The organism is Microbispora sp. NBRC 16548, assembly GCF_030268985.1.
Classification (GTDB): Bacteria; Actinomycetota; Actinomycetes; order Streptosporangiales; family Streptosporangiaceae; genus Microbispora; species Microbispora catharanthi.
In genome coordinates, this window is the sequence record NZ_BSSF01000002.1 from 15102 (window position 1) to 33974 (window position 18873).

The following is an 18873-nucleotide window of genomic DNA, read 5'->3' on the forward strand; positions in this document are numbered from 1 at the left end:
AAGCTGCACGTGAAGAAGGGCGACCTCGTCCAGGTCATCGCCGGCAAGGACAAGGGCGCCAAGGGCCGGATCATCGCCGCCTACCCGCGTGACGAGCGCGTGGTGGTCGAGGGCGTCAACATGATCAAGAAGCACTCCAAGGTCACCAACCAGGGCCCGCGCGGCGCCAAGGAAGGCGGCGTGCAGACCATGGAGGCTCCCATCCACGTGAGCAACGTCAAGAAGCTCAAGGATGACGAGAAGAAGCCCGAGAAGAAGGCCGCCGACAAGGGCGACGCCGAGGCGACGGGTGAGGACAGCTGATGACCGCGACCACTGAGACCGAGCGCATCGTTCCGCGCCTCAAGCAGCGCTACCGCGAGGAGATCATCGCGAAGCTGCGCGAGGAGTTCGGCATCGAGAACATCATGCAGGTGCCCACGATCACCAAGATCAAGGTGAACATGGGTGTCGGCGAGGCCGCTCGCGACTCGAAGCTCATCGAGGGCGCCGTGCGCGACCTGACCGCCATCACGGGCCAGAAGCCGGCCGTCGCCCGCGCCCGCAAGTCCATCGCGCAGTTCAAGCTGCGTGAGGGCATGCCGATCGGCGCGCACGTGACGCTGCGCGGCGACCGCATGTGGGAGTTCCTCGACCGCCTGCTGTCCCTGGCGCTGCCGCGTATCCGTGACTTCCGCGGCCTGTCGCCGAAGCAGTTCGACGGCAACGGCAACTACACCTTCGGCCTCACCGAGCAGGTCATGTTCCACGAGGTCGACCAGGACAAGGTGGACCGGCAGCGGGGCATGGACATCACGGTCGTGACCACCGCGAAGAACGACGAGCAGGGCCGGGCGCTGCTGAAGCTCCTCGGTTTCCCCTTCAAGGAGGCCTGATCATGGCGAAGACGTCGCTGAAGGTCAAGGCAGCGCGCAAGCAGAAGTTCGAGGTCCGGGCGTACACTCGGTGCTCCCGCTGCGGCCGTCCCCGCGCTGTCTACCGCAAGTTCGGGCTGTGCCGCGTGTGCTTCCGTGAGATGGCGCACCGGGGCGAGCTGCCCGGCATCACGAAGTCGAGCTGGTAAGCCCGCCGCGGGCCAGCCGTACATAAGTCATATCAACCGGGCGCTGACCGCAGCGCCCACGACCACACCGAAGGTCCCATCGGGAAACCGCGGTGAGGAAGGCCACCGGCCATGACGATGACCGACCCGATCGCAGACATGCTGACGCGTCTGCGTAACGCGAACTCGGCCTATCACGACACCGTGAGCATGCCTTACTCCAAGATCAAGGCGCACATCGCGGAGATCCTCCAGCAGGAGGGCTACATCCAGGGCTGGAGCGTCGAGGACGCGAAGGTTGGCAAGAACCTCGTGATGGAGCTGAAGTTCGGCCCCAGCCGCGAGCGCTCCATCGCAGGCCTGCGCCGGGTGTCGAAGCCCGGTCTGCGGGTCTATGCAAAGAAGGACAACCTGCCCCGCGTTCTGGGCGGTCTGGGCGTCGCGATCATCTCGACGTCCGGCGGCCTGATGACGGACCGGCAGGCGAGCAAGCGTGGAGTGGGCGGGGAAGTCCTCGCCTACGTCTGGTAACGAGGGGAGGCACTCAGCATGTCGCGAATCGGACGGCTGCCCATCCCCGTACCGGCGGGTGTCGACATCACGATCGACGGCCGGGAAGTCCAGGTCAAGGGGCCCAAGGGCACGCTCACTCACACGGTCGCCGAGCCCATCGAGGTCTCGCGCGGCGAGGACGGCGCCATCGCCGTCACCCGCCCGAACGACGAGAACAAGGTCCGTGCGCTGCACGGCCTGTCCCGCACACTCATCGCCAACATGGTGGCGGGTGTCACGCAGGGCTACACGAAGACGCTCGAGATCGTCGGCGTCGGTTACCGCGTCCAGGCCAAGGGTCCGACGGAGCTGGAGTTCTCGCTGGGCTTCAGCCACCCGGTGATCGTCAAGGCTCCCGAGGGCGTCAGCTTCCGTGTCGAGAGGCCGACCCTGTTCCACGTGGACGGCATCGACAAGCAGAGGGTCGGCGAGGTCGCCGCCAACATCAGGAAGCTGCGCAAGCCTGACCCGTACAAGGGCAAGGGCGTGCGCTACCAGGGCGAGGTTGTCCGCCGCAAGGTCGGAAAGGCTGGTAAGTAGGCATGGCTGGAAAGACTGCGTTCGGCAAGCACACGGCCGCCCGCACGGTCTCCCGGGCCCGCCGGCACCGCCGTGTCCGCAAGAACGTCTTCGGCACGGCCGAGCGTCCGCGCCTGGTCGTCAACCGGTCCACGCGTCACCTGTTCGTGCAGATCGTCGACGACACTCAGGGCCACACGCTGGTGAGCGCGTCCACGATGGACGTCTCGCTGCGCGGCGCCGAGGGTGACAAGACCGAGAAGGCGAAGAAGGTCGGCGAGCTTCTCGCTCAGCGGGCCAAGACCGCCGGGATCACCGCTGTCGTGTTCGACCGCGGTGGCAACCGCTACGCGGGGCGTATCGCCGCTCTCGCGGACAGCGCCCGTGAAGGCGGGCTGGAGTTCTGATGGCTCCGGTCCATGGGTCGCGACCGGCGACCCGTCCCAAGAGCAACGAGAAGAGGAACCACTGATGGCTGCAGCTCCGCGTCGCGGTGCCGGCGGCGGTGGCGAGCGGCGTGACCGTCGTGATGACCGCCGCGGCGGCGCCGCAGACAAGGGCGTCTCGTACATCGAGCGCGTCGTGAAGATCAACCGAGTGGCCAAGGTCGTCCAGGGTGGCCGGCGCTTCAGCTTCACCGCGCTGGTCATCGTCGGCGACGGCAACGGTCTCGTCGGGGTCGGCTACGGCAAGGCCAAGGAGGTGCCCGCGGCGATCGCCAAGGGCGTCGAGGAGGCCAAGAAGCACTTCTTCAAGGTTCCGCGGATCCAGGGCACCATCCCGCACCCGGTGCAGGGCGAGGACGCCGCCGGCGTCGTCCTCCTGCGTCCGGCCTCGCCCGGTACGGGCGTCATCGCGGGTGGCCCGGTTCGCGCGGTCCTGGAGTGCGCCGGGATCCACGACGTGCTGTCCAAGTCGCTCGGCTCGGACAACCCGATCAACATCGTGCACGCCACCGTGGCCGCTCTGAAGGGCCTCAGCCGCCCCGAGGAGATCGCGGCCCGGCGTGGCCTGCCGATCGAGGACGTGGCGCCCAAGGCGATGCTGAAGGCTCGCGCCGAGGGTCTGGCCGAGGCCGCGGCGGCCGCGAAGGCGGTGAGCTGACGGTGGCTCGACTGAAGATCACCCAGACCCGCTCCAAGATCGGTGGTCAGCAGAACCAGCGTGACTCGCTGCGCTCGCTGGGTCTGAAGCGAATCGGCGACGTCGTCGTCAAGGAGGACCGCCCGGAGATCCGGGGCATGGTCGCCAAGGTGTCGCACCTCGTCGAGGTTGAGGAGGTCGACTAGTCATGACCGAGAACGCTCCGCTCAAGATTCACGACCTCCGTCCGGCTCCCGGCGCCAACAAGGCCAAGACCCGCAAGGGCCGCGGCGAGGGCTCCAAGGGCAAGACGGCCGGCCGTGGCACCAAGGGCACCCGGGCCCGTACGGCAGTGATGCCGGGCTTCGAGGGTGGCCAGGTCCCGCTCCAGCGGCGGCTGCCGAAGCTGAAGGGCTTCTCCAACGCCCTGTTCAAGACGACCTACCAGGTCGTCAATCTGGACAGGCTCGGGGAGCTGTTCCCCCAGGGCGGCGACGTCACGCTCGACGCCCTGGTGGCCAAGGGTGCGGTCCGCAAGAACCAGCCCGTGAAGGTGCTGGGCACCGGCGAGATCTCCGTGGCGCTGAACGTGCAGGCGCACGCCTTCTCCGCCAGCGCGAAGGAGAAGATCGCCGCGGCCGGTGGCTCGGTTTCCGAGCTGTAGGCATGACGCTGCACGAGGCGCGGAGGTTCGTTATGAGCCTCCGCGCCCGTAGTGCGTTAGAGTTCGCCTGGCACGGAGCTAAACCCGTGTCCGACCAAGCACTCTGGCAGGAAGACATGTCGATGGACGCCTTGCGGGCCATCACCGACCGTTACCGCGTCACTGGCGCGCAGGAGGGACCGTGCTGACCGCGATTACCCGGGCGTTCCGAACGCCTGACCTGCGCAAGAAGCTGCTCTTCACACTGGGCATCATCGTGCTGTTCCGGCTTGGCTCGGTGCTTCCCACTCCGGGGGTCAACGCCAAGAACGTGGCCCTGTGTCTGGAGCAGGCCCAGGCGGGAGACGCTGCCAACATCTACGGGATGGTGCAGCTCTTCAGCGGCGGCGCCCTGTTGAAACTTTCAGTGTTCGCGCTCGGCATCATGCCGTACATCACCGCGAGCATCATCCTGCAGCTGCTGACGGTGGTGATTCCCCGGCTCGAGGCCCTGAAGAAGGAGGGCCAGGCGGGGACGGCGAAGATCACGCAGTACACCCGTTACCTGACCATCGGGCTGGCGGTGCTGCAGTCGACCGCGTTCGTCGCGCTGGCCCGCAGCGGGCAGCTCTTCCAGAACTGCAACCAGGAGATCCTGCTCAGCCAGGACGTCTTCCCGCTGGTCACCATGGTCATCACGATGACCGCCGGCACCGCCGTGATCATGTGGCTGGGCGAGCTGGTGACCGACCGCGGCGTCGGCAACGGCATGTCGATCCTGATCTTCACTCAGGTCATCGCGGTGTTCCCGTCGGAGCTCGTGAACATCTTCCGGCAGAGCCCGTTCAAGTTCGTCGTCGTGATGGTCGTCGGCGTCGTGATGATCGGCGTCGTCGTGTTCATCGAGCAGGCGCAGCGCCGCATCCCGGTGCAGTACGCCAAGCGGATGGTCGGTCGCCGTATGTACGGCGGCACCTCGACCTACATCCCGCTCAAGGTGAACCAGGCCGGCATCATCCCGGTCATCTTCGCCTCGTCGCTGCTGTACCTGCCGCAGCTTCTGGTCACGCTGTTCGGCAACAGCCAGAAGCCCAACATGGTCGTCGAGTGGCTGGCGCAGAACATGATCAGGGGTGACCACCCGGTCTACATGGCCACGTTCTTCCTGCTGATCGTCTTCTTCACGTACTTCTACGTGTCCATCACTTTCAACCCCCCTGAAGTGGCTGACAACATGAAGAAGTACGGTGGGTTCATCCCGGGCATCCGTCCGGGCCGGCCGACCGCTGAGTATCTGAGCTACGTGCTCAACAGGCTCACGGCCGCAGGCGCTCCGTATCTGGGTGTGATCTCGCTCATCCCGATCATCGCGCTGGCGGTGGCCGGAGCGAGCCAGAACTTCCCGTTCGGAGGGACCAGCATTCTGATCATGGTTGGTGTTGGTCTGGACACGGTCAAGCAGATCGAGAGCCAGCTTCAGCAGCGCAACTACGAGGGCTTCCTGAGATAGTGCGCGTCGTCCTGGTAGGGCCCCCCGGAGCGGGTAAGGGGACGCAGGCCCAGTTCATCGCTTCGCACCTGTCGATCCCGAAAATCTCGACAGGCGACATCTTCCGTGCCAACGTCTCGGGCGGCACGGAGCTCGGCAAGCTCGCCAAGGAGTACATGGACCGTGGCGACCTCGTCCCCGACGAGGTGACCGTGGCCATGGTCCGTGACCGGCTGTCGGAGGACGACGCGCAGGAGGGCTTCCTCCTGGACGGCTTCCCCCGCAACGTGCCCCAGGCCGAGGTCCTCAAGAAGATGCTGGCCGAGTTCGGCACGGGGCTCGACGTGGTCCTCAACCTGGTCGTCGAGGACGACGAGGTCGTGCGCCGCCTGGCGGGTCGCCGTACGTGCCGTTCCTGCGGCAAGGTGTGGCATGTCGTGTTCGACCCGCCCGCCGTGGAGGGCGTCTGCGACGCCTGCGGTGGGGAGCTCTTCCAGCGGGACGACGACCGCGAGGAGACCATCAGGCGGCGCCTGGAGGTCTATCAGGAGCAGACGGCGCCGCTGATCTCGTTCTACGCCGACGAGGGGATCCTGCAGGGGGTCGACGCGACCGGGCCGGTCGAGGAGATCACCCAGCGGGCGATGTCGGCGCTGCGGCGGTTCGCCGACTGATTCATTACCGCAGCCGGGAACGCCACTCCACTCCATGGGGTGGCGTTCAGGCTTATATGGGACAATTTCGGGAGGGGGTGCGTTACGTGTTCAAGAAGAATCGGCACGGAATTCAGATCAAGAGCGCCGAGCAGCTGGAGAAGATGCGTGCGGCCGGCCTGGTCGTCGCCCGGACGCTGGAACTGCTCCGGACGTCGGTCCGGCCCGGGATGACGCCGCTCGACCTCGACGCCATCGCCGAAGATGCCATCAGGGGCGAGGGCGCGATCCCGTCGTTCAAGGGCTACCAGGGCTTCCCCGCCACGATCTGCGCTTCCGTGAACGACGAGGTCGTCCACGGCATCCCCACCGACCGCCGTCCGCTCCGCGAGGGCGACGTCATCTCCATCGACTGCGGCGCGATCCTCGACGGGTGGCACGGCGACTCGGCGATCACCGTCGGGATCGGCGAGGTCGACCCCGCGCTGACCGAGCTCATGCGGGTGACCGAGGAGGCCATGTGGCGCGGCATCGCCGCCCTGCGGGTCGGCGGGCACCTGTCCGACATCGGCCACCAGGTCGAGCAGTACGTGCGCTCTCAGGGCCGCTACGGCATCCCCCAGGAGTACGGGGGGCACGGCATCGGCACCGAGATGCACATGGACCCCTGGGTGGCCAACCACGGCCGGCCGGGGCGCGGCCCCCGTTTCGAGGTCGGCATGTGCTTCGCGATCGAGCCGATGGTGAACCTCGGCACCGACCGCACCAAGGTGCTGGCCGACGACTGGACGGTCGTGACGCTCGACGGCCGCGCCTCCGCCCATTTCGAGCACAGCGTCGCAGTGACGGAGAACGGTCCCCTGGTACTCACGGCGCTCGACGGCGGAACCTCCCGTTTCCCCGGCGTCGGTGCGGAGGCGGGGGAGAGCGCCTCCTGAGCCGGTGCGCCCGTTCCGGCGGCGCGTGAACAATAATGGTCGTATCGCTCGAATGACCGGGAGATGGTGATGGCGGCAGCGCCGGAGATGCGGGCCTCCGACGGCGACCGTGACCGGGTCGCCGCGGCACTGCGCGAGCACGTGGCCGAGGGCAGGCTAACCATTGACGAGTTCAACGAGCGGCTTGAGCAGGTCTACCAGAGCCGTACGTACGGGCAACTGGCCAAGCTCACCTCCGACCTGCCCGAGATCGATCTGCACCGGCTGCCCGCCGCCAGCGAGTCCGTACAACGGCCGCACCCCGCCCGGCGTGACGAGAAGACGCGGGGGAGCCTGAAGGGCGCATGGTCCGCCTGGGCGGCCGCCAGCGCCGTGAGCTGGATGATCTGGCTCCTCACCATGCTCACTTCGGGGCATATGATCCCTCCCTGGCCGATGTGGGTCATGGGTCCCTGGGGCGTCATCCTCCTCATCAACACGATTTCCGGCAGGGGCGGACAGTCGCGGCGCGACACCTGAGCGTTCTTTACCGGAGGGCCGCCGTCGCGGGAGCCGCGGGCGGGTAGGTGCCCGGTGTCGCGACGTACGGCCCCGCTCGGGCCGTGCCCCCGCGGTGATCAGGCCGCACCCACCCGTCCCGGCATTTCGGCGGTGCCGGGCGGGCGGGTGCGGCGGCTTCCCCCGGAATCGGCCCGAGGAACGGCCGGCACCGAATTGGCCGGATGCCCCCGTGGGGGGTACTCTGTGATCTGGTTGTGTCGGGACCCCTGCCGTCGTTTCGCAATTCGGCCCGGGTTGCCGTACACTCCTTTGTCGGTTCACTATGACCTTTGCGCCTAGGCGGCCTTGCTGGTCGCCGCTCTCTGGAAGCGCCCCGAAGGTCGCGGCTGCTTAGTGTTCCGAAGCCTCAGACGATCCGATCAGTGAAACGCGAGGGCCATGGCCAAGAAAGACGGCGCCATCGAGATTGAGGGCACTGTTATTGAGTCGCTCCCGAATGCCATGTTCCGGGTGCAACTCGACAACGGTCACAAGGTCCTGGCCCACATCAGCGGGCGGATGCGGATGCACTACATCAGGATCCTGCCCGACGACCGGGTTGTCGTGGAGTTGAGCCCCTACGACCTGAGTCGTGGGCGGATCGTCTACCGGTACAAGTAGCCCCCCCGTCAGCGGGACGGGCCGTATGCGGAACGAATAAGGACTATGAAGGTCAAGCCGAGCGTCAAGAAGATCTGCGACAAGTGCAAGGTGATTCGCCGGCACGGTCGCGTCATGGTGATCTGCGACAACCTGCGCCACAAGCAGCGCCAGGGCTGAGCCCAGCTCTCAGTACGTCGCCACCGGGCCCCTGCTGAGTCCGTCCCTGCGGCGGGCTCGACCGGCAACGGGCCGGAAAACGAAATCGCGTGACACACCCGCGCAGGCGGCGAAAGCCGTACCACGCGGGAGACCCCCGGTCGGAGGCCGGGGCCCTCGCCCGGGCATGGGAGGGGAAGTGTTGCGCAAGACCTCCGCCACACTGAAGGAGAATGCCCGACCATGGCCCGCCTGGTTGGCGTCGACCTCCCCCGCGACAAGCGGCTGGAGATCGCTCTCACCTACGTTTTCGGAATCGGCCGCACCCGCGCCAAGGAGATCCTTGACGCGACCGGTATCAGCCCCGACCTGCGCGTCCACCAGCTTACGGATGCCGAGCTCGTCCCGATGCGTGACTACATCGAGGCGAACTACAAGATCGAGGGTGACCTCCGGCGCGAGATTCAGGCCGACATCCGACGCAAGATCGAGATCGGCTGCTACCAGGGCATCCGGCACCGCAAGGGGCTGCCTGTCCACGGTCAGCGGACGCAGACGAACGCGCGCACCCGCAAGGGTAAGAAGAAGACCGTCGCCGGCAAGAAGAAGCCGGGCAAGAAGTAGTCCTTAGCAGCCACATTTCCAGGAGTTAGCGCTTCAATGCCGCCGAAGAGCCGCCAGGGCGCACCGAAGAAGGTGCGCCGCAAGGAAAAGAAGAACGTCGCTCACGGGCACGCCCACATCAAGAGCACGTTCAACAACACGATCGTTTCGATCACCGACCCGAACGGGAACGTGATCTCCTGGGCCAGCGCCGGCCACGTCGGGTTCAAGGGCTCTCGCAAGTCCACCCCGTTCGCCGCGCAGATGGCTGCCGAGAACGCCGCCCGTCGTGCCATGGAGCACGGCATGCGCAAGGTCGACGTCTTCGTCAAGGGCCCCGGCTCCGGCCGTGAGACCGCGATCCGTTCGCTGCAGGCGACCGGTCTCGAGGTCGGGTCCATCCAGGACGTGACCCCGGTCCCGCACAACGGCTGCCGTCCGCCCAAGCGCCGTCGCGTCTGAGCTCAGGAGAGTAGAAAGAAATGGCTCGTTACACGGGTCCGGACTGCAAGCTCTGCCGCCGTGAGAAGACCAAGCTCTTCCTCAAGGGCAAGAAGTGCGAGTCCGCCAAGTGCCCCATCGAGATCCGCCCGTACCCGCCGGGTGAGCACGGCCGCGGCCGTCCGAAGGAGTCGGAGTACCAGCTCCAGCTTCGTGAGAAGCAGAAGACCCGCCGCATCTACGGCGTCCTCGAGAAGCAGTTCCACAACTACTACGAGGAAGCCAACCGCAAGGCCGGCAAGACGGGTGAGAACCTGCTCCAGATCCTGGAGAGCCGTCTCGACAACGTGGTCTACCGCGCCGGCTTCGCCGAGTCGCGTGACGCGGCCCGCCAGCAGGTGCGCCACGGCCACTTCCTCGTGAACGGCAAGAAGGTCGACATCCCGTCGTATCGCGTGCGCGAGCACGACATCATCGAGGTCCGCGAGAAGTCGCGCAACCTGCTTCCGTACGAGGTGGCCCGCGCGAGCGCCGGCGACAAGACCGTCCCGGCCTGGCTGGGCGTCTCCACCGAGAACATGCGCATCCTCGTGCACCAGCTCCCGGTCCGCCAGCAGATCGACACGCTGGTCCAGGAGCAGCTGATCGTCGAGCTCTACTCCAAGTAGTAGGGCCCGGGCAGTTCATGACGCCGTGCGGCCGGTACACTCCCGGCCGTACGGCATCATGGTTGTAGGCGAGCGGCGTCAAATAGCGGGCGTCGCCGTAACCCAGGGACTCCTCGTCCACCGTGACGGGGCCGTCCCGGATCCAGGAGATCCTGATGCTCATCGCACAGCGCCCGAGCCTCCAGGAGGAGTCGCTCGAGGAGCACCGGTCCAGGTTCATCATCGAGCCGCTCGAGCCGGGCTTCGGTTACACCATCGGCAACTCGGTGCGGCGGACGCTGCTGTCCTCCATCCCGGGGGCGGCGGTCACCAGCATCCGCATCGAGGGCGTGCTCCACGAGTTCTCGACCGTGCCGGGGGTCAAGGAAGACGTCACCGACATCATCCTGAACCTCAAGTCGCTGGTCGTCTCCTCCGAGCACGACGAGCCCGTGGTGATGTACCTGCGCAAGCAGGGCCCGGGTGAGGTCACCGCCGCCGACATCGCGCCTCCGGCCGGTGTCGAGGTGCACAACCCCGACCTGCACATCGCCACGCTGAACGGCAAGGCGAAGCTGGAGATGGAGCTGACCGTCGAGCGCGGCCGCGGCTACGTCTCCGCCGCCCAGAACAAGCAGCCTGGCCAGGAGATCGGCCGGATTCCGATCGACTCGATCTACTCTCCGGTCCTCAAGGTCACCTACAAGGTCGAGGCCACCCGTGTCGAGCAGCGCACGGACTTCGACCGCCTGATCCTCGACGTCGAGACCAAGCCGTCCATGAAGCCCCGCGACGCGGTGGCCTCGGCCGGCAAGACCCTGGTCGAGCTGTTCGGCCTGGCCCGTGAGCTCAACGTCGAGGCCGAGGGCATCGACATCGGCCCGTCGCCGACGGACGCGGCTCTCGCGGCCGACCTGGCGCTGCCGATCGAGGAGCTCAACCTCACCGTCCGTTCGTACAACTGCCTCAAGCGCGAGGGCATCCACACCGTGGGTGAGCTCGTCGCCCGCAGCGAGCAGGACCTGCTGGACATCCGCAACTTCGGCGCCAAGTCGATCGAAGAGGTCAAGCAGAAGCTGCACGAGATGGGCCTGGCTCTCAAGGACTCCCCGCCCGGGTTCGACCCCTCCGCCGTCGCCGGCGGCGGGTACGACGACGAGGACGGCGGGTTCATCGAGACCGAGCAGTACTGATCGCTCGTCTTCCAGCAGCGGCACCACCGTCTCGTGCCGCCCGTCGAGGGCGGCATGAGGCGGCGATGACAAGTCACGACCGGTACGCCGGTCGGCCCGACCCCGGTACCTGACACGGCCGGAGCGGGTTATCCATGAGGAGCATGAAATGCCCAAGCCCACCAAGGGCGCCCGCCTCGGCGGCAGCCCGGCCCACGAGCGGCTGATCCTGGCGAACCTCGCCACCTCGCTGTTCCAGAACGGCCGGATCACCACCACCGAGGCCAAGGCCAGGCGTCTCCGCCCGCTCGCGGAGAAGCTGATCACCAAGGCGAAGAAGGGCGACATCCACAACCGTCGCCAGGTGCTGACGGTCGTCCGCGACAAGGGCGTCGTCCACCACCTCTTCACCGAGATCGCCCCCACGTACGCCGAGCGTCCCGGTGGCTACACCCGGATCACCAAGCTCGGCCCGCGCAAGGGCGACGCCGCTCCGATGGCGGTCATCGAGCTGGTCACCGAGCAGCTGAACCCGGTCAGGGTCTCCCGTACGGCTCCGGCCGCGCCCGCCGCCGAGGCCGCTCCGGCCGAGGTCGAGGAGACGCCGGCCGCGCAGGACGAGGCCGCCGAGACGGCGGAGGCTCCCGAGGCCGCCGCCGAGCCGGTTGAGGGTGACAAGAAGGACGAGGCCTGATCCCAGGCTCTGTGAGCGGGCTCAGTTTCCCTTCCGGGGATGCTGGGCCCGCTCTTCGTTTGTGCACCGTACGAGGCACCGTACGAGGGATGGCGTGGAGCGAGAACTGCGGCTGAGGCTGGACCTGGGTTACGACGGCACGGACTTCTCGGGCTGGGCGCGCCAGCCGGGGCGGCGCACCGTGCAGGGGGAGATCGAGGACGCGCTGGGCCGCATCCTGCGCCTGGACGCCCCGCCGTCGCTCACCGTCGCGGGCCGCACCGACGCCGGTGTCCACGCGAGGGGGCAGGTGGCGCACGTCGACCTCCCGCTCGCCGCGCTGGCCGCCGCCTCGTCCGGGCGTGCCCCCGTCCCCGAGGATCCGGAACAGGCGTGGGGGGAGCGCGGCGCTGAGTGGCTCGCTGCGCTGACGAGGCGGCTGGCCGGGGTGCTACCCCTCGACGTGCGGGTGCACGCCGTCAGCGTCGCGCCCGAGGGCTTCGACGCCCGGTTCTCCGCGCTGTCGCGCCGCTACGGCTACCGCGTCGGCGACGCCCCCGGCGGGGTGGACCCGCTGCGGCGGCGCGAGGTGCTGTGGTACGCCCGGCCGCTGGACGTGGACCTGCTGAACGCGGCGGCCGCCCGCCTGCTGGGCGAGCACGACTTCGCCGCCTTCTGCCGCAGACGCGAGGGCGCGACCACGATCCGTGAGCTGCAGCGGCTCGACTGGGTCAGGGACGAGGACGGGATCCTCCTCGCGACCGTGGTCGCCGACGCCTTCTGTCACTCGATGGTCCGGGCGCTGGTCGGCTCGCTGCTGACCGTGGGGGAGGGCAGGAGGCCCGTCGAGTGGCCCGCCGAGGTGCTGGCGACAGCGGTACGGGACTCGGGTGTGCACGTCGCGCCCGCGCACGGTCTCACGCTTGAGGAGGTGCGCTACCCCGGGCCGGAGGAACTGGCGCGGCGGGCCGCCGCCACCCGGCGCGTGCGCACGCTGAGCACCTGACCCCTGCGCACCTGAGGCTTGCGCACCCGAGCCCGACGCACCTGCTCCGACGCCCCCTGCTTTGATCGCCGGGGCCGAGGTGGCGCGTGGTCCCCGCATGGGAGGCCACGCGCCGGGATCGTCAGCGTGAGGCGCGCTTTTCGATCACCTTCGCCATGTTGTCGCGGAAGGCGCCGCTGATCGGCGCGAGGTTCTTGTCGTTCGCGTCCGGCGTGTGCCCGTCGGCGTAGGTGGCGTAGCTGAACACGATGTAGCGTCCCCACACCATGCCGGCGGCGTACCCGCCGGAGATCGACACCTTGTCCGCTCGGCTCGCCTTGTCGCCGTCGAGGCCGCGGAACCAGACATTCGCGCCGAGATCCTTGGCCTGGTCCACGGCGAGGGCCTCGGTCTTGCCGGGCAGCACGGCGATGCCCGTGGTCACCGCGTACTGGCGCTTGCCGTCCACGTAGGTGGCCCTGAGCACCCTGCGGCACTGCTGCTCGCTGAGGGCCTGCGCGAACGCGCCCGCCGCCGCCTTCCCGCAGTCGTCGGTCACGTCGACCTTGACCCGGCGGTACGTCGTGCCCGCCAGCGTCACCTTCTCGTCCGGGAACGCCTCTCCCGGCTTCAGGGTCTTGGGGTCGGTCTGCTCCGAGTCGAGGATGGCGGAGGAGACCGCGGAAGTCGGCTGCGGCTCGGCTGAGGGGGGCGCCGTGGTGGCCGCCGGCGTACGGGCGGCCTGATTACCGTCAGGCTCGCCCGAGTACGCGAAGTAGGCCGCGGTGCCGATCGCCCCCACGACGACCACCGCACCGGCGGCCATCAGGATCCGCTTGACCTTCCCGCCGGAGGGCGGAGGGCTGGTGGGGCCCAGCGTCGCCGGGAGGTTGCCCTCCGGGGAGGGGGCGGAGGGGTTCGGCCCGAATCCGGGTGGAGGCGTCGGCTTGCCCGCCTTGGCCGGTGTCACCGGCGTGAACGCGAACGGGGTCTCACCGGTCGGCTGCGAGGGCGAACCGGTCGTGGGAGAGGTTGTCGCCATCTGTCCTGAATTGGGGTCGGGAGAGACCGCCCCGATGACGCCGTCGCTCGTGGACGGGCCCGGGGGCGGCGTGTCGGATGACGCCACACCGGGGGGCGCGGCGGATGGCGGGACATCCGAGGGGAACGTCGCGGACGGCGACTGGAACGGGGACTGAGACGCGGTCTGACCCTGTGTCTCGTCCTGTCTCCCCAGCGGTGTCCCGGACGGTGCGCTGTCCTGCGCCTGACCGGGCGCGTTCGGTGTCTGCGTGGGCGCTTGGAACGGCTCCTCGAGCTGCGGCGGGAGCAGCGGCTGCGTCGTCCTGTCGTAGGCCGGGTGCTGCGGTGCGCTGTGCGGAGTGCTCTGTGAGCTGTGCGGGGTGCTCTGTTCGGAGTGCGCGAGGGCCTGGCCGGGTTCGTACGGTGCGCCGGGCACAGGGAACCCCTCGATCGGGGTCACCGAATGGGCCATCTCGGTCCCGAAGCCCTCGGTCGGCCCGGCGTGACCCGGAGCGGCAGGGTACGACGCCGGCGCGTCCGGTGAGGGGATGCTCCCAGCGAGAGCGTCCTGCCCGGAATGCCCGGAAGTGCCCGACGCGGGCTCGCCGGCGGGTGCGCCCGTCTGTCCTGATCCTTCGGCGGGCGAACCACCGTCGGCAGGCACATCGGCGTGATGCGCCGTGTCCGCGGGCATGCCGGTGTGGCCGGGCACAGTGCTGTGGTCGGGTGCTGTGCTGTGGTCGGGTGCAGTGCTGTGGTCGGGTGCTGTGCCGTGCTCGGGCGAAGCGGTGTGGCCGGGTGTGCCGGTGGGAGTGGGCGCGTCGCCGGGCGCGCCGCCTGACTCGTTCGTGCCCGCCCGGTCGCCGGACGGGCCCTCGAGCGCCCGCGCCGAGCCGGGCTCGTCCTGGTAGGCGTTCGTCGGGGGCCAGGAGGTGCCCGCCGGCATCTCCCCCTGCGGGTACGGCTCGCCGGGCAGCCGCGGCGGCCACACGGGCACGTCGCCGGGCTCCCCGGGGCGGACCGCCTCCGGGGACACGGCTCCCTGTGCGTACATCTCCGGCTGGCCGGCCGGGAATTCCGGGCCGGGCTGCGGCACGTACTGGGGGCCGTACTGCGGTGGGGCGGCGGGTGGATACCCCTGGTGGGGCGCCGGCGCCTGGGGCCAGGCCTCTCCGCCGGACGGCTGCCCCGCGGCGGGGGCGGGCCCCCACTCGTGGAACGTCGGCACGCCGGGCGCCGCCTCGCCGGGCTGGGCGGCCCAGGGACCACCGGTGTTCTGCTGATCCGGCCCGTAAGAGGCCGGCGCCGCGGGAGGGCCGCCGGGCTGCGACCAGGCAGGGGGCCCGGCCGGGCCCTGCCACGCCCCGCCGTGAGATCCCTCGTCGTACGGCGAGGGGGACGTGCCGAACGCGCCGGGCGCGGCCGGTTCGCCGCCTGGCGAGGTCGGCCACGGGGCAGGGCCGGAGTCGCCCGTTCCGGCCTGAGCGGGGCCCTGCGGCCACTGCGACTCGTTGCCCGGGTGGGGCCAGGAGGTGACGCCGCCGTGCTGGGGGCCGGGCTGTGCGCCGTGCTGGGGGCCTGTCTGGGGGCCGGGCTGTGCGCCGGGATCGCCGACGGGGGCGGGCCACATGTGCGGGGCTCCCGCTTCCGCGGAGGGCGGCTGCTGCTGCCACGGCTGCGGGGCCGAGCCCGGGGGCGGTGGCGGCTCCCAGGCCGGCGTTCCGGGGCCATGCGGAGGCCACGGCTGCGCTCCCGTGCCGGCCGGCGGCTGCCACGCCGGGTTGGGCCCGTCCGCGGGCGGCTGCCACGCCGGGTTCGCACCCTCGGCCGGCGGCTGCCAGGGGTGCGTTCCGGGGCCGTACGCGGGCTGCTGCGAGCCTGGCGGCGGGGGAGTCTGGGGGTACGCGGGGCCGCCCGCGCTCTGTGCGGGTTGCCAGGGCGGCTGCGCGGGCTGCCAGGAGGGCGCGTCCGGGCCCGGGGGGTGCTCCCAGCGCACGGCGTTCGGGTCGGCCGGAGGCTGCCACGAGTGGACCGCCTGGCCCTCGGGCTGCCACGAGGGCGCGCCCGGGCCCGGGGCGGGCGGGCGCGGATCGGCGTGCTCCGCCGGAGGCTGCCACGGAGGCGTGGCCGGAGCCGGGGGCTGCCACGCGGGCGGGCCGTATCCGGGATGTCCCTGTGCGCCGTGGCCGGGCTGCTGCTGGTCGCCGTGGCCGGTCGGCTGCCACGAGTGGATGCCCTGGCCCTCGGGCTGCGGCCAGGAGGGCGTGCCCGCGCCGTACGCGGGCTGCGGAGGCACGGCGCCGTGACCGGCTCCGGGGCCGGCTCCGTGGCCGGCGCCGGGCTGCGGCTCACCGGGCGCGGGCAGGCCGAGGGCCTCGTCGCCGGGGCGGCGCGGCGCGGGAAGGCCCCCGGCTTCCTCCGATGCTCCGGCATTCCCGGGCACGGCGGCGTCTCCCGCTACGCCGGGGGCGGCGGGCGGAGGGCCGTACGCCGGAACGGCCCTGAACCTGTTCGTGCTCTCCGGGTCGTCATCGGGCCGTTCCGGTGCCCCGAGACCGCCAGGAGGGCCGTACCTCGTCGGGTGGGGCACGGCCGGAAGCCGGTCCGCCGCACCGGCGGCGTCCGGGGCCCAGGCCGTGCCGTCGTCCGCCGGGGGCTGCCCGAACCCGGGCGGCGGGGTCTGGCCGAAGCTCGGAGGTGGCGTCGGAGGTGTCGCCGAGCCCTCGGCGTCCGCCTCGCGGCGGGCCCACGCCGTTTCGTGTTCGTGCTCGGAACCGGAATCCTTGCCACGCATAGCCGGAAGCGTAACGGCGTGGGCGCGATCGGCGTGCCCCTATGGGCGTTTCGGTCCGAGCCGCCCCGGGTCGCCCACCGGCTTTCACCTCAGTGAACGCCCGGCCTCAGCTGGGACCACCGTTCAGCGAACGGGTGTCGAGGGCAGGGAAAACAGTCGCGTCGGTGACGTCCACCGCGGTCTGGTAGAGCCGTTTCAGCTCGTTCTTGGCTGGTTTGTGGCCGTCCTTGAACTGGAACCAGAGCAGCACCGCATAGTGGCCGTGGGTCCAGCCGCCCGCGTACGCCTCGCCGGTGCCGAGGTGCTTGGTGGCCTCGTCCTTGCCCGGCAGCGGCTTGAGGTAGTCCTTGCGCTCGCCGCCGCCTCCGGCGGAGGCGACCTTCTTCGCCGTGGCGGAGGTTTTGAGGTTGGCGACGCCCACGGTGCCGATGACCGTGCCCTTGGAGTCCGCGAAGCTCGCCCGCAGCAGTTGCGTGCATCCGCCCGCCTTGAGCGCCTTGGTGATTTTGTCGCCGGTAACGCCGTCCGCGCACTTTTTCTCCTTACGGAACGCCGTGCGGACGTACGAACGCTTGTTCTTGACGAATTTGCCCTTGGGGAACAGTTCCCGCAGCGACAGCGGGCTTTTGTCGGTCGCCCGTGAGGCGGTGTAGCCGAACTTGCCCGGCGGACCCTCGGAGACGAGCTGTGAGGGGCGGGTGGTGGGCGTCGGGGCGACGACCGGCGGCTTCTCGGTGCGCGCGGCGTACCACAGGCCGGTGAACAGCGCCCCGATCAGGGCCAGCAGGGCGAGGCCGAGAGCCCAGGGGCGACGCCACCAGGGGCCCTTCGCGTCCGGATCCCACACGGGCTCCGGCGGCGGAGGCACCCGCGGCGCCGTCGGCTGCCGCCGCACGTCCCAGTCGCCGCCCGCCTGGCCGCCGGGCGGGGACGCGTACGGGCCCGACGCGAGCTCCTCGACCCGGTGGGGGCTCTCCTGCTCGTACGGCCCGCGTCCGGCGTACGGCTGCTGCTCGGGCTGCTGCGGGTAGGGCTGCTGCGGGTAGGGCTGGTAGGGCGCCTGTTCGCGTTCGTATGGCGATTGCTCGCGGGCGTACGGCGACTGCTCGCGCTGGTACGGCGGCTGCCCCCCGCCGTAGGGCGGCGCGTCGCGACGGCCGGCGAGGGGAGAGTCGTCCCCGCCGGAGTACGGCGGCAGGTCCCGCCTGCGGGGATCGGGGGGATGATGCGGCGGAGGTGGTTGCTGGTCGCCGGGATAACCCATGGCGCTGAGATTAGTCGGCTATTTGGACAGATGAGGAAGCGTCAGGAATACCCGAAGTCCTCGGTCCACCACGGGCCGCCCTCGCCCGTGCTCACGCCGACCCCGGTCGCGACCAGGCGGCAGTCGAGCAGCGTGGCGCGGTCGCTCTGCCCGGCCATCCAGCCGCGTACGACCGCCTCGGCGGTCTGGTAGCCCCTGGCGATCGTCTCGGCCCCGCCGTCGGAGTAGCCCGCCGCGCCCATGCGGTCCCAGGGAGAGGCGCCCCCAGGGGAGCTGTGCCGGAACAGCCTGCTCGACGCCATCTCGTCCGAGTGCGCGCGGGCGGACTCCACGAGGCGGGGATCCACACGCAGGGGCCGGCAGCCGTGCCTGCGGCGTTCGGCGTTGACCAGGCGCACGACCTCGGCCTCCATCGAGGCGGACCGCATCGAGTCGGCGTCGTACGTGTCGTCGCCGCCGTCCGTCCCGGGCGTGATAACGGTGTGCCGCGAGCCGCTGTCGGAGCCGTCGATCAGCGTGGAGGGCGGCCTTTCCTTCCGGGGCCGGCGCTGCGGCACCTGCCGGGGGACGACCGGAGCCACGGTGCGCAGCACGTGGTCGAGGGTGGGCCGGTCGCGCGGCACCGCGCCCGCCGCGCTCACACTCGGCGACGCGGACGGCTCCGACTTGCGCAGATAGACGTCGTCGACCTCGCTCGACCGGGTGCTCATCCTGCCGATCACGACACCGGTGAGCAGGATGGCCACGGCGCACGCCAGCAGACCCATCTGAGTCCCCCGTAAGGGGCCACGGAAGGTGTGTTTTTTGTGAGGGGTCTGCCACATACCGCAGTCAAATATAGAGATCTGCGCCATGGGGAAGAAGAGGCGAATGGGTATGGATTTGATGAACGTTCAAATGAGTCGTTCCAATGCCCCGTGCCCCTCGCCGTTTTGACCAGGCGCCATCGGGTCGGTAGTCTGCTAGTTCGTTGTGTGTGGATCGGTCTGTCCGCAGACCGGTGCACGGCGCGTCCGGCGTCTTCTCCCGTACATGTGGAGACGGAGGTTGTCG

At 69.7% G+C, this 18873-nt stretch carries 24 protein-coding genes; 21 read left to right on the forward strand and 3 right to left on the reverse strand.

The genetic code is table 11. The annotated features are described in order from the left end of the window. Nucleotides 1-3: 3 nt before the first annotated feature. The 21 genes from rplX to truA all read left to right on the forward strand — a co-directional run bounded on the left by rplX (nucleotide 4) and on the right by truA (nucleotide 12760). Complete coding sequence (gene rplX, locus QSK36_RS04520; RefSeq protein ID WP_143734084.1) at nucleotides 4-303, forward strand: 50S ribosomal protein L24; 300 nt, start codon at nucleotides 4-6, stop codon at nucleotides 301-303. Then, complete coding sequence (gene rplE, locus QSK36_RS04525; protein WP_139573659.1) at nucleotides 303-875, forward strand: 50S ribosomal protein L5; 573 nt, start codon at nucleotides 303-305, stop codon at nucleotides 873-875. The genes rplX and rplE overlap by 1 nt, the downstream gene beginning before the upstream one ends. Nucleotides 876-877: 2 nt before the next feature. Next, on the forward strand, nucleotides 878-1063 hold the full coding sequence (locus QSK36_RS04530; protein WP_030451489.1) for a type Z 30S ribosomal protein S14: 186 nt from the start codon (nucleotides 878-880) through the stop codon (nucleotides 1061-1063). 111 nt (nucleotides 1064-1174) lie between these two features. Beyond that, nucleotides 1175-1573 carry a 30S ribosomal protein S8 gene (gene rpsH / locus QSK36_RS04535; protein ID WP_139573658.1) on the forward strand — a complete coding sequence of 133 codons (399 nt, stop codon included), beginning with the start codon at nucleotides 1175-1177 and terminating at the stop codon, nucleotides 1571-1573. An 18-nt stretch (nucleotides 1574-1591) separates the two neighbouring features. After that, entirely contained in the window at nucleotides 1592-2134 is a 543-nt protein-coding gene (gene rplF, locus QSK36_RS04540) for a 50S ribosomal protein L6 (protein WP_142563124.1), read from the forward strand. A gap of 2 nt (nucleotides 2135-2136) precedes the next feature. Continuing rightward, on the forward strand, nucleotides 2137-2520 hold the full coding sequence (rplR, locus tag QSK36_RS04545; RefSeq protein ID WP_079319860.1) for a 50S ribosomal protein L18: 384 nt from the start codon (nucleotides 2137-2139) through the stop codon (nucleotides 2518-2520). A gap of 64 nt (nucleotides 2521-2584) precedes the next feature. Continuing rightward, a complete protein-coding gene (rpsE, locus tag QSK36_RS04550) occupies nucleotides 2585-3217 on the forward strand; it encodes a 30S ribosomal protein S5 (protein WP_030508336.1) in 633 nt (210 codons plus the stop codon). A 2-nt stretch (nucleotides 3218-3219) separates the two neighbouring features. After that, complete coding sequence (rpmD, locus tag QSK36_RS04555; RefSeq protein ID WP_079319858.1) at nucleotides 3220-3402, forward strand: 50S ribosomal protein L30; 183 nt, start codon at nucleotides 3220-3222, stop codon at nucleotides 3400-3402. A gap of 2 nt (nucleotides 3403-3404) precedes the next feature. Then, entirely contained in the window at nucleotides 3405-3860 is a 456-nt protein-coding gene (gene rplO, locus QSK36_RS04560; RefSeq protein ID WP_183534256.1) for a 50S ribosomal protein L15, read from the forward strand. A 181-nt stretch (nucleotides 3861-4041) separates the two neighbouring features. Continuing rightward, the gene (gene secY, locus QSK36_RS04565; protein ID WP_183534257.1) at nucleotides 4042-5349 is read left to right on the forward strand and encodes a preprotein translocase subunit SecY; all 1308 of its coding nucleotides are present in this window, start codon (nucleotides 4042-4044) and stop codon (nucleotides 5347-5349) included. Continuing rightward, nucleotides 5349-6002: an adenylate kinase gene (locus QSK36_RS04570; protein ID WP_139573654.1), complete on the forward strand. Its 654-nt coding sequence runs from the start codon at nucleotides 5349-5351 to the stop codon at nucleotides 6000-6002. Before secY ends, QSK36_RS04570 begins: the two co-directional genes overlap by 1 nt. A gap of 86 nt (nucleotides 6003-6088) precedes the next feature. Beyond that, nucleotides 6089-6919, forward strand: a complete 831-nt coding sequence (gene map / locus QSK36_RS04575; RefSeq protein WP_183534258.1) for a type I methionyl aminopeptidase — start codon at nucleotides 6089-6091, stop codon at nucleotides 6917-6919. A gap of 69 nt (nucleotides 6920-6988) precedes the next feature. Beyond that, the gene (locus tag QSK36_RS04580) at nucleotides 6989-7438 is read left to right on the forward strand and encodes a DUF1707 SHOCT-like domain-containing protein (protein ID WP_285781456.1); all 450 of its coding nucleotides are present in this window, start codon (nucleotides 6989-6991) and stop codon (nucleotides 7436-7438) included. A 420-nt stretch (nucleotides 7439-7858) separates the two neighbouring features. Next, nucleotides 7859-8080, forward strand: coding sequence for a translation initiation factor IF-1 (gene infA, locus QSK36_RS04585; protein ID WP_030508344.1), 222 nt, complete (start codon nucleotides 7859-7861; stop codon nucleotides 8078-8080). A 45-nt stretch (nucleotides 8081-8125) separates the two neighbouring features. Next, entirely contained in the window at nucleotides 8126-8239 is a 114-nt protein-coding gene (gene rpmJ, locus QSK36_RS04590; protein ID WP_003956441.1) for a 50S ribosomal protein L36, read from the forward strand. 222 nt (nucleotides 8240-8461) lie between these two features. Continuing rightward, nucleotides 8462-8842, forward strand: a complete 381-nt coding sequence (gene rpsM / locus QSK36_RS04595; RefSeq protein WP_139573651.1) for a 30S ribosomal protein S13 — start codon at nucleotides 8462-8464, stop codon at nucleotides 8840-8842. A gap of 36 nt (nucleotides 8843-8878) precedes the next feature. Next, entirely contained in the window at nucleotides 8879-9283 is a 405-nt protein-coding gene (gene rpsK, locus QSK36_RS04600) for a 30S ribosomal protein S11 (RefSeq protein WP_020542285.1), read from the forward strand. 20 nt (nucleotides 9284-9303) lie between these two features. Further along, on the forward strand, nucleotides 9304-9930 hold the full coding sequence (rpsD, locus tag QSK36_RS04605) for a 30S ribosomal protein S4 (RefSeq protein WP_139573650.1): 627 nt from the start codon (nucleotides 9304-9306) through the stop codon (nucleotides 9928-9930). Nucleotides 9931-10085: 155 nt separating this feature from the next. After that, nucleotides 10086-11102 carry a DNA-directed RNA polymerase subunit alpha gene (locus QSK36_RS04610; RefSeq protein ID WP_139573649.1) on the forward strand — a complete coding sequence of 339 codons (1017 nt, stop codon included), beginning with the start codon at nucleotides 10086-10088 and terminating at the stop codon, nucleotides 11100-11102. Nucleotides 11103-11250: 148 nt separating this feature from the next. After that, nucleotides 11251-11775 carry a 50S ribosomal protein L17 gene (gene rplQ, locus QSK36_RS04615; RefSeq protein ID WP_183534260.1) on the forward strand — a complete coding sequence of 175 codons (525 nt, stop codon included), beginning with the start codon at nucleotides 11251-11253 and terminating at the stop codon, nucleotides 11773-11775. Nucleotides 11776-11869: 94 nt separating this feature from the next. Continuing rightward, on the forward strand, nucleotides 11870-12760 hold the full coding sequence (truA, locus tag QSK36_RS04620; protein ID WP_183534261.1) for a tRNA pseudouridine(38-40) synthase TruA: 891 nt from the start codon (nucleotides 11870-11872) through the stop codon (nucleotides 12758-12760). A 121-nt stretch (nucleotides 12761-12881) separates the two neighbouring features. On the opposite strand, the gene QSK36_RS04625 is transcribed toward truA, so the two are convergent. The 3 genes from QSK36_RS04625 to QSK36_RS04635 form a co-directional block, all read right to left on the reverse strand. Further along, on the reverse strand, nucleotides 12882-16556 hold the full coding sequence (locus QSK36_RS04625) for a hypothetical protein (RefSeq protein ID WP_285781457.1): 3675 nt from the start codon (nucleotides 16554-16556) through the stop codon (nucleotides 12882-12884). Nucleotides 16557-16662: 106 nt separating this feature from the next. Then, nucleotides 16663-17820: a hypothetical protein gene (locus QSK36_RS04630; protein WP_285781458.1), complete on the reverse strand. Its 1158-nt coding sequence runs from the start codon at nucleotides 17818-17820 to the stop codon at nucleotides 16663-16665. Between the two features lie 41 nt (nucleotides 17821-17861). After that, nucleotides 17862-18587: a CAP domain-containing protein gene (locus tag QSK36_RS04635; RefSeq protein ID WP_285781459.1), complete on the reverse strand. Its 726-nt coding sequence runs from the start codon at nucleotides 18585-18587 to the stop codon at nucleotides 17862-17864. Nucleotides 18588-18873 lie beyond the last annotated feature (286 nt).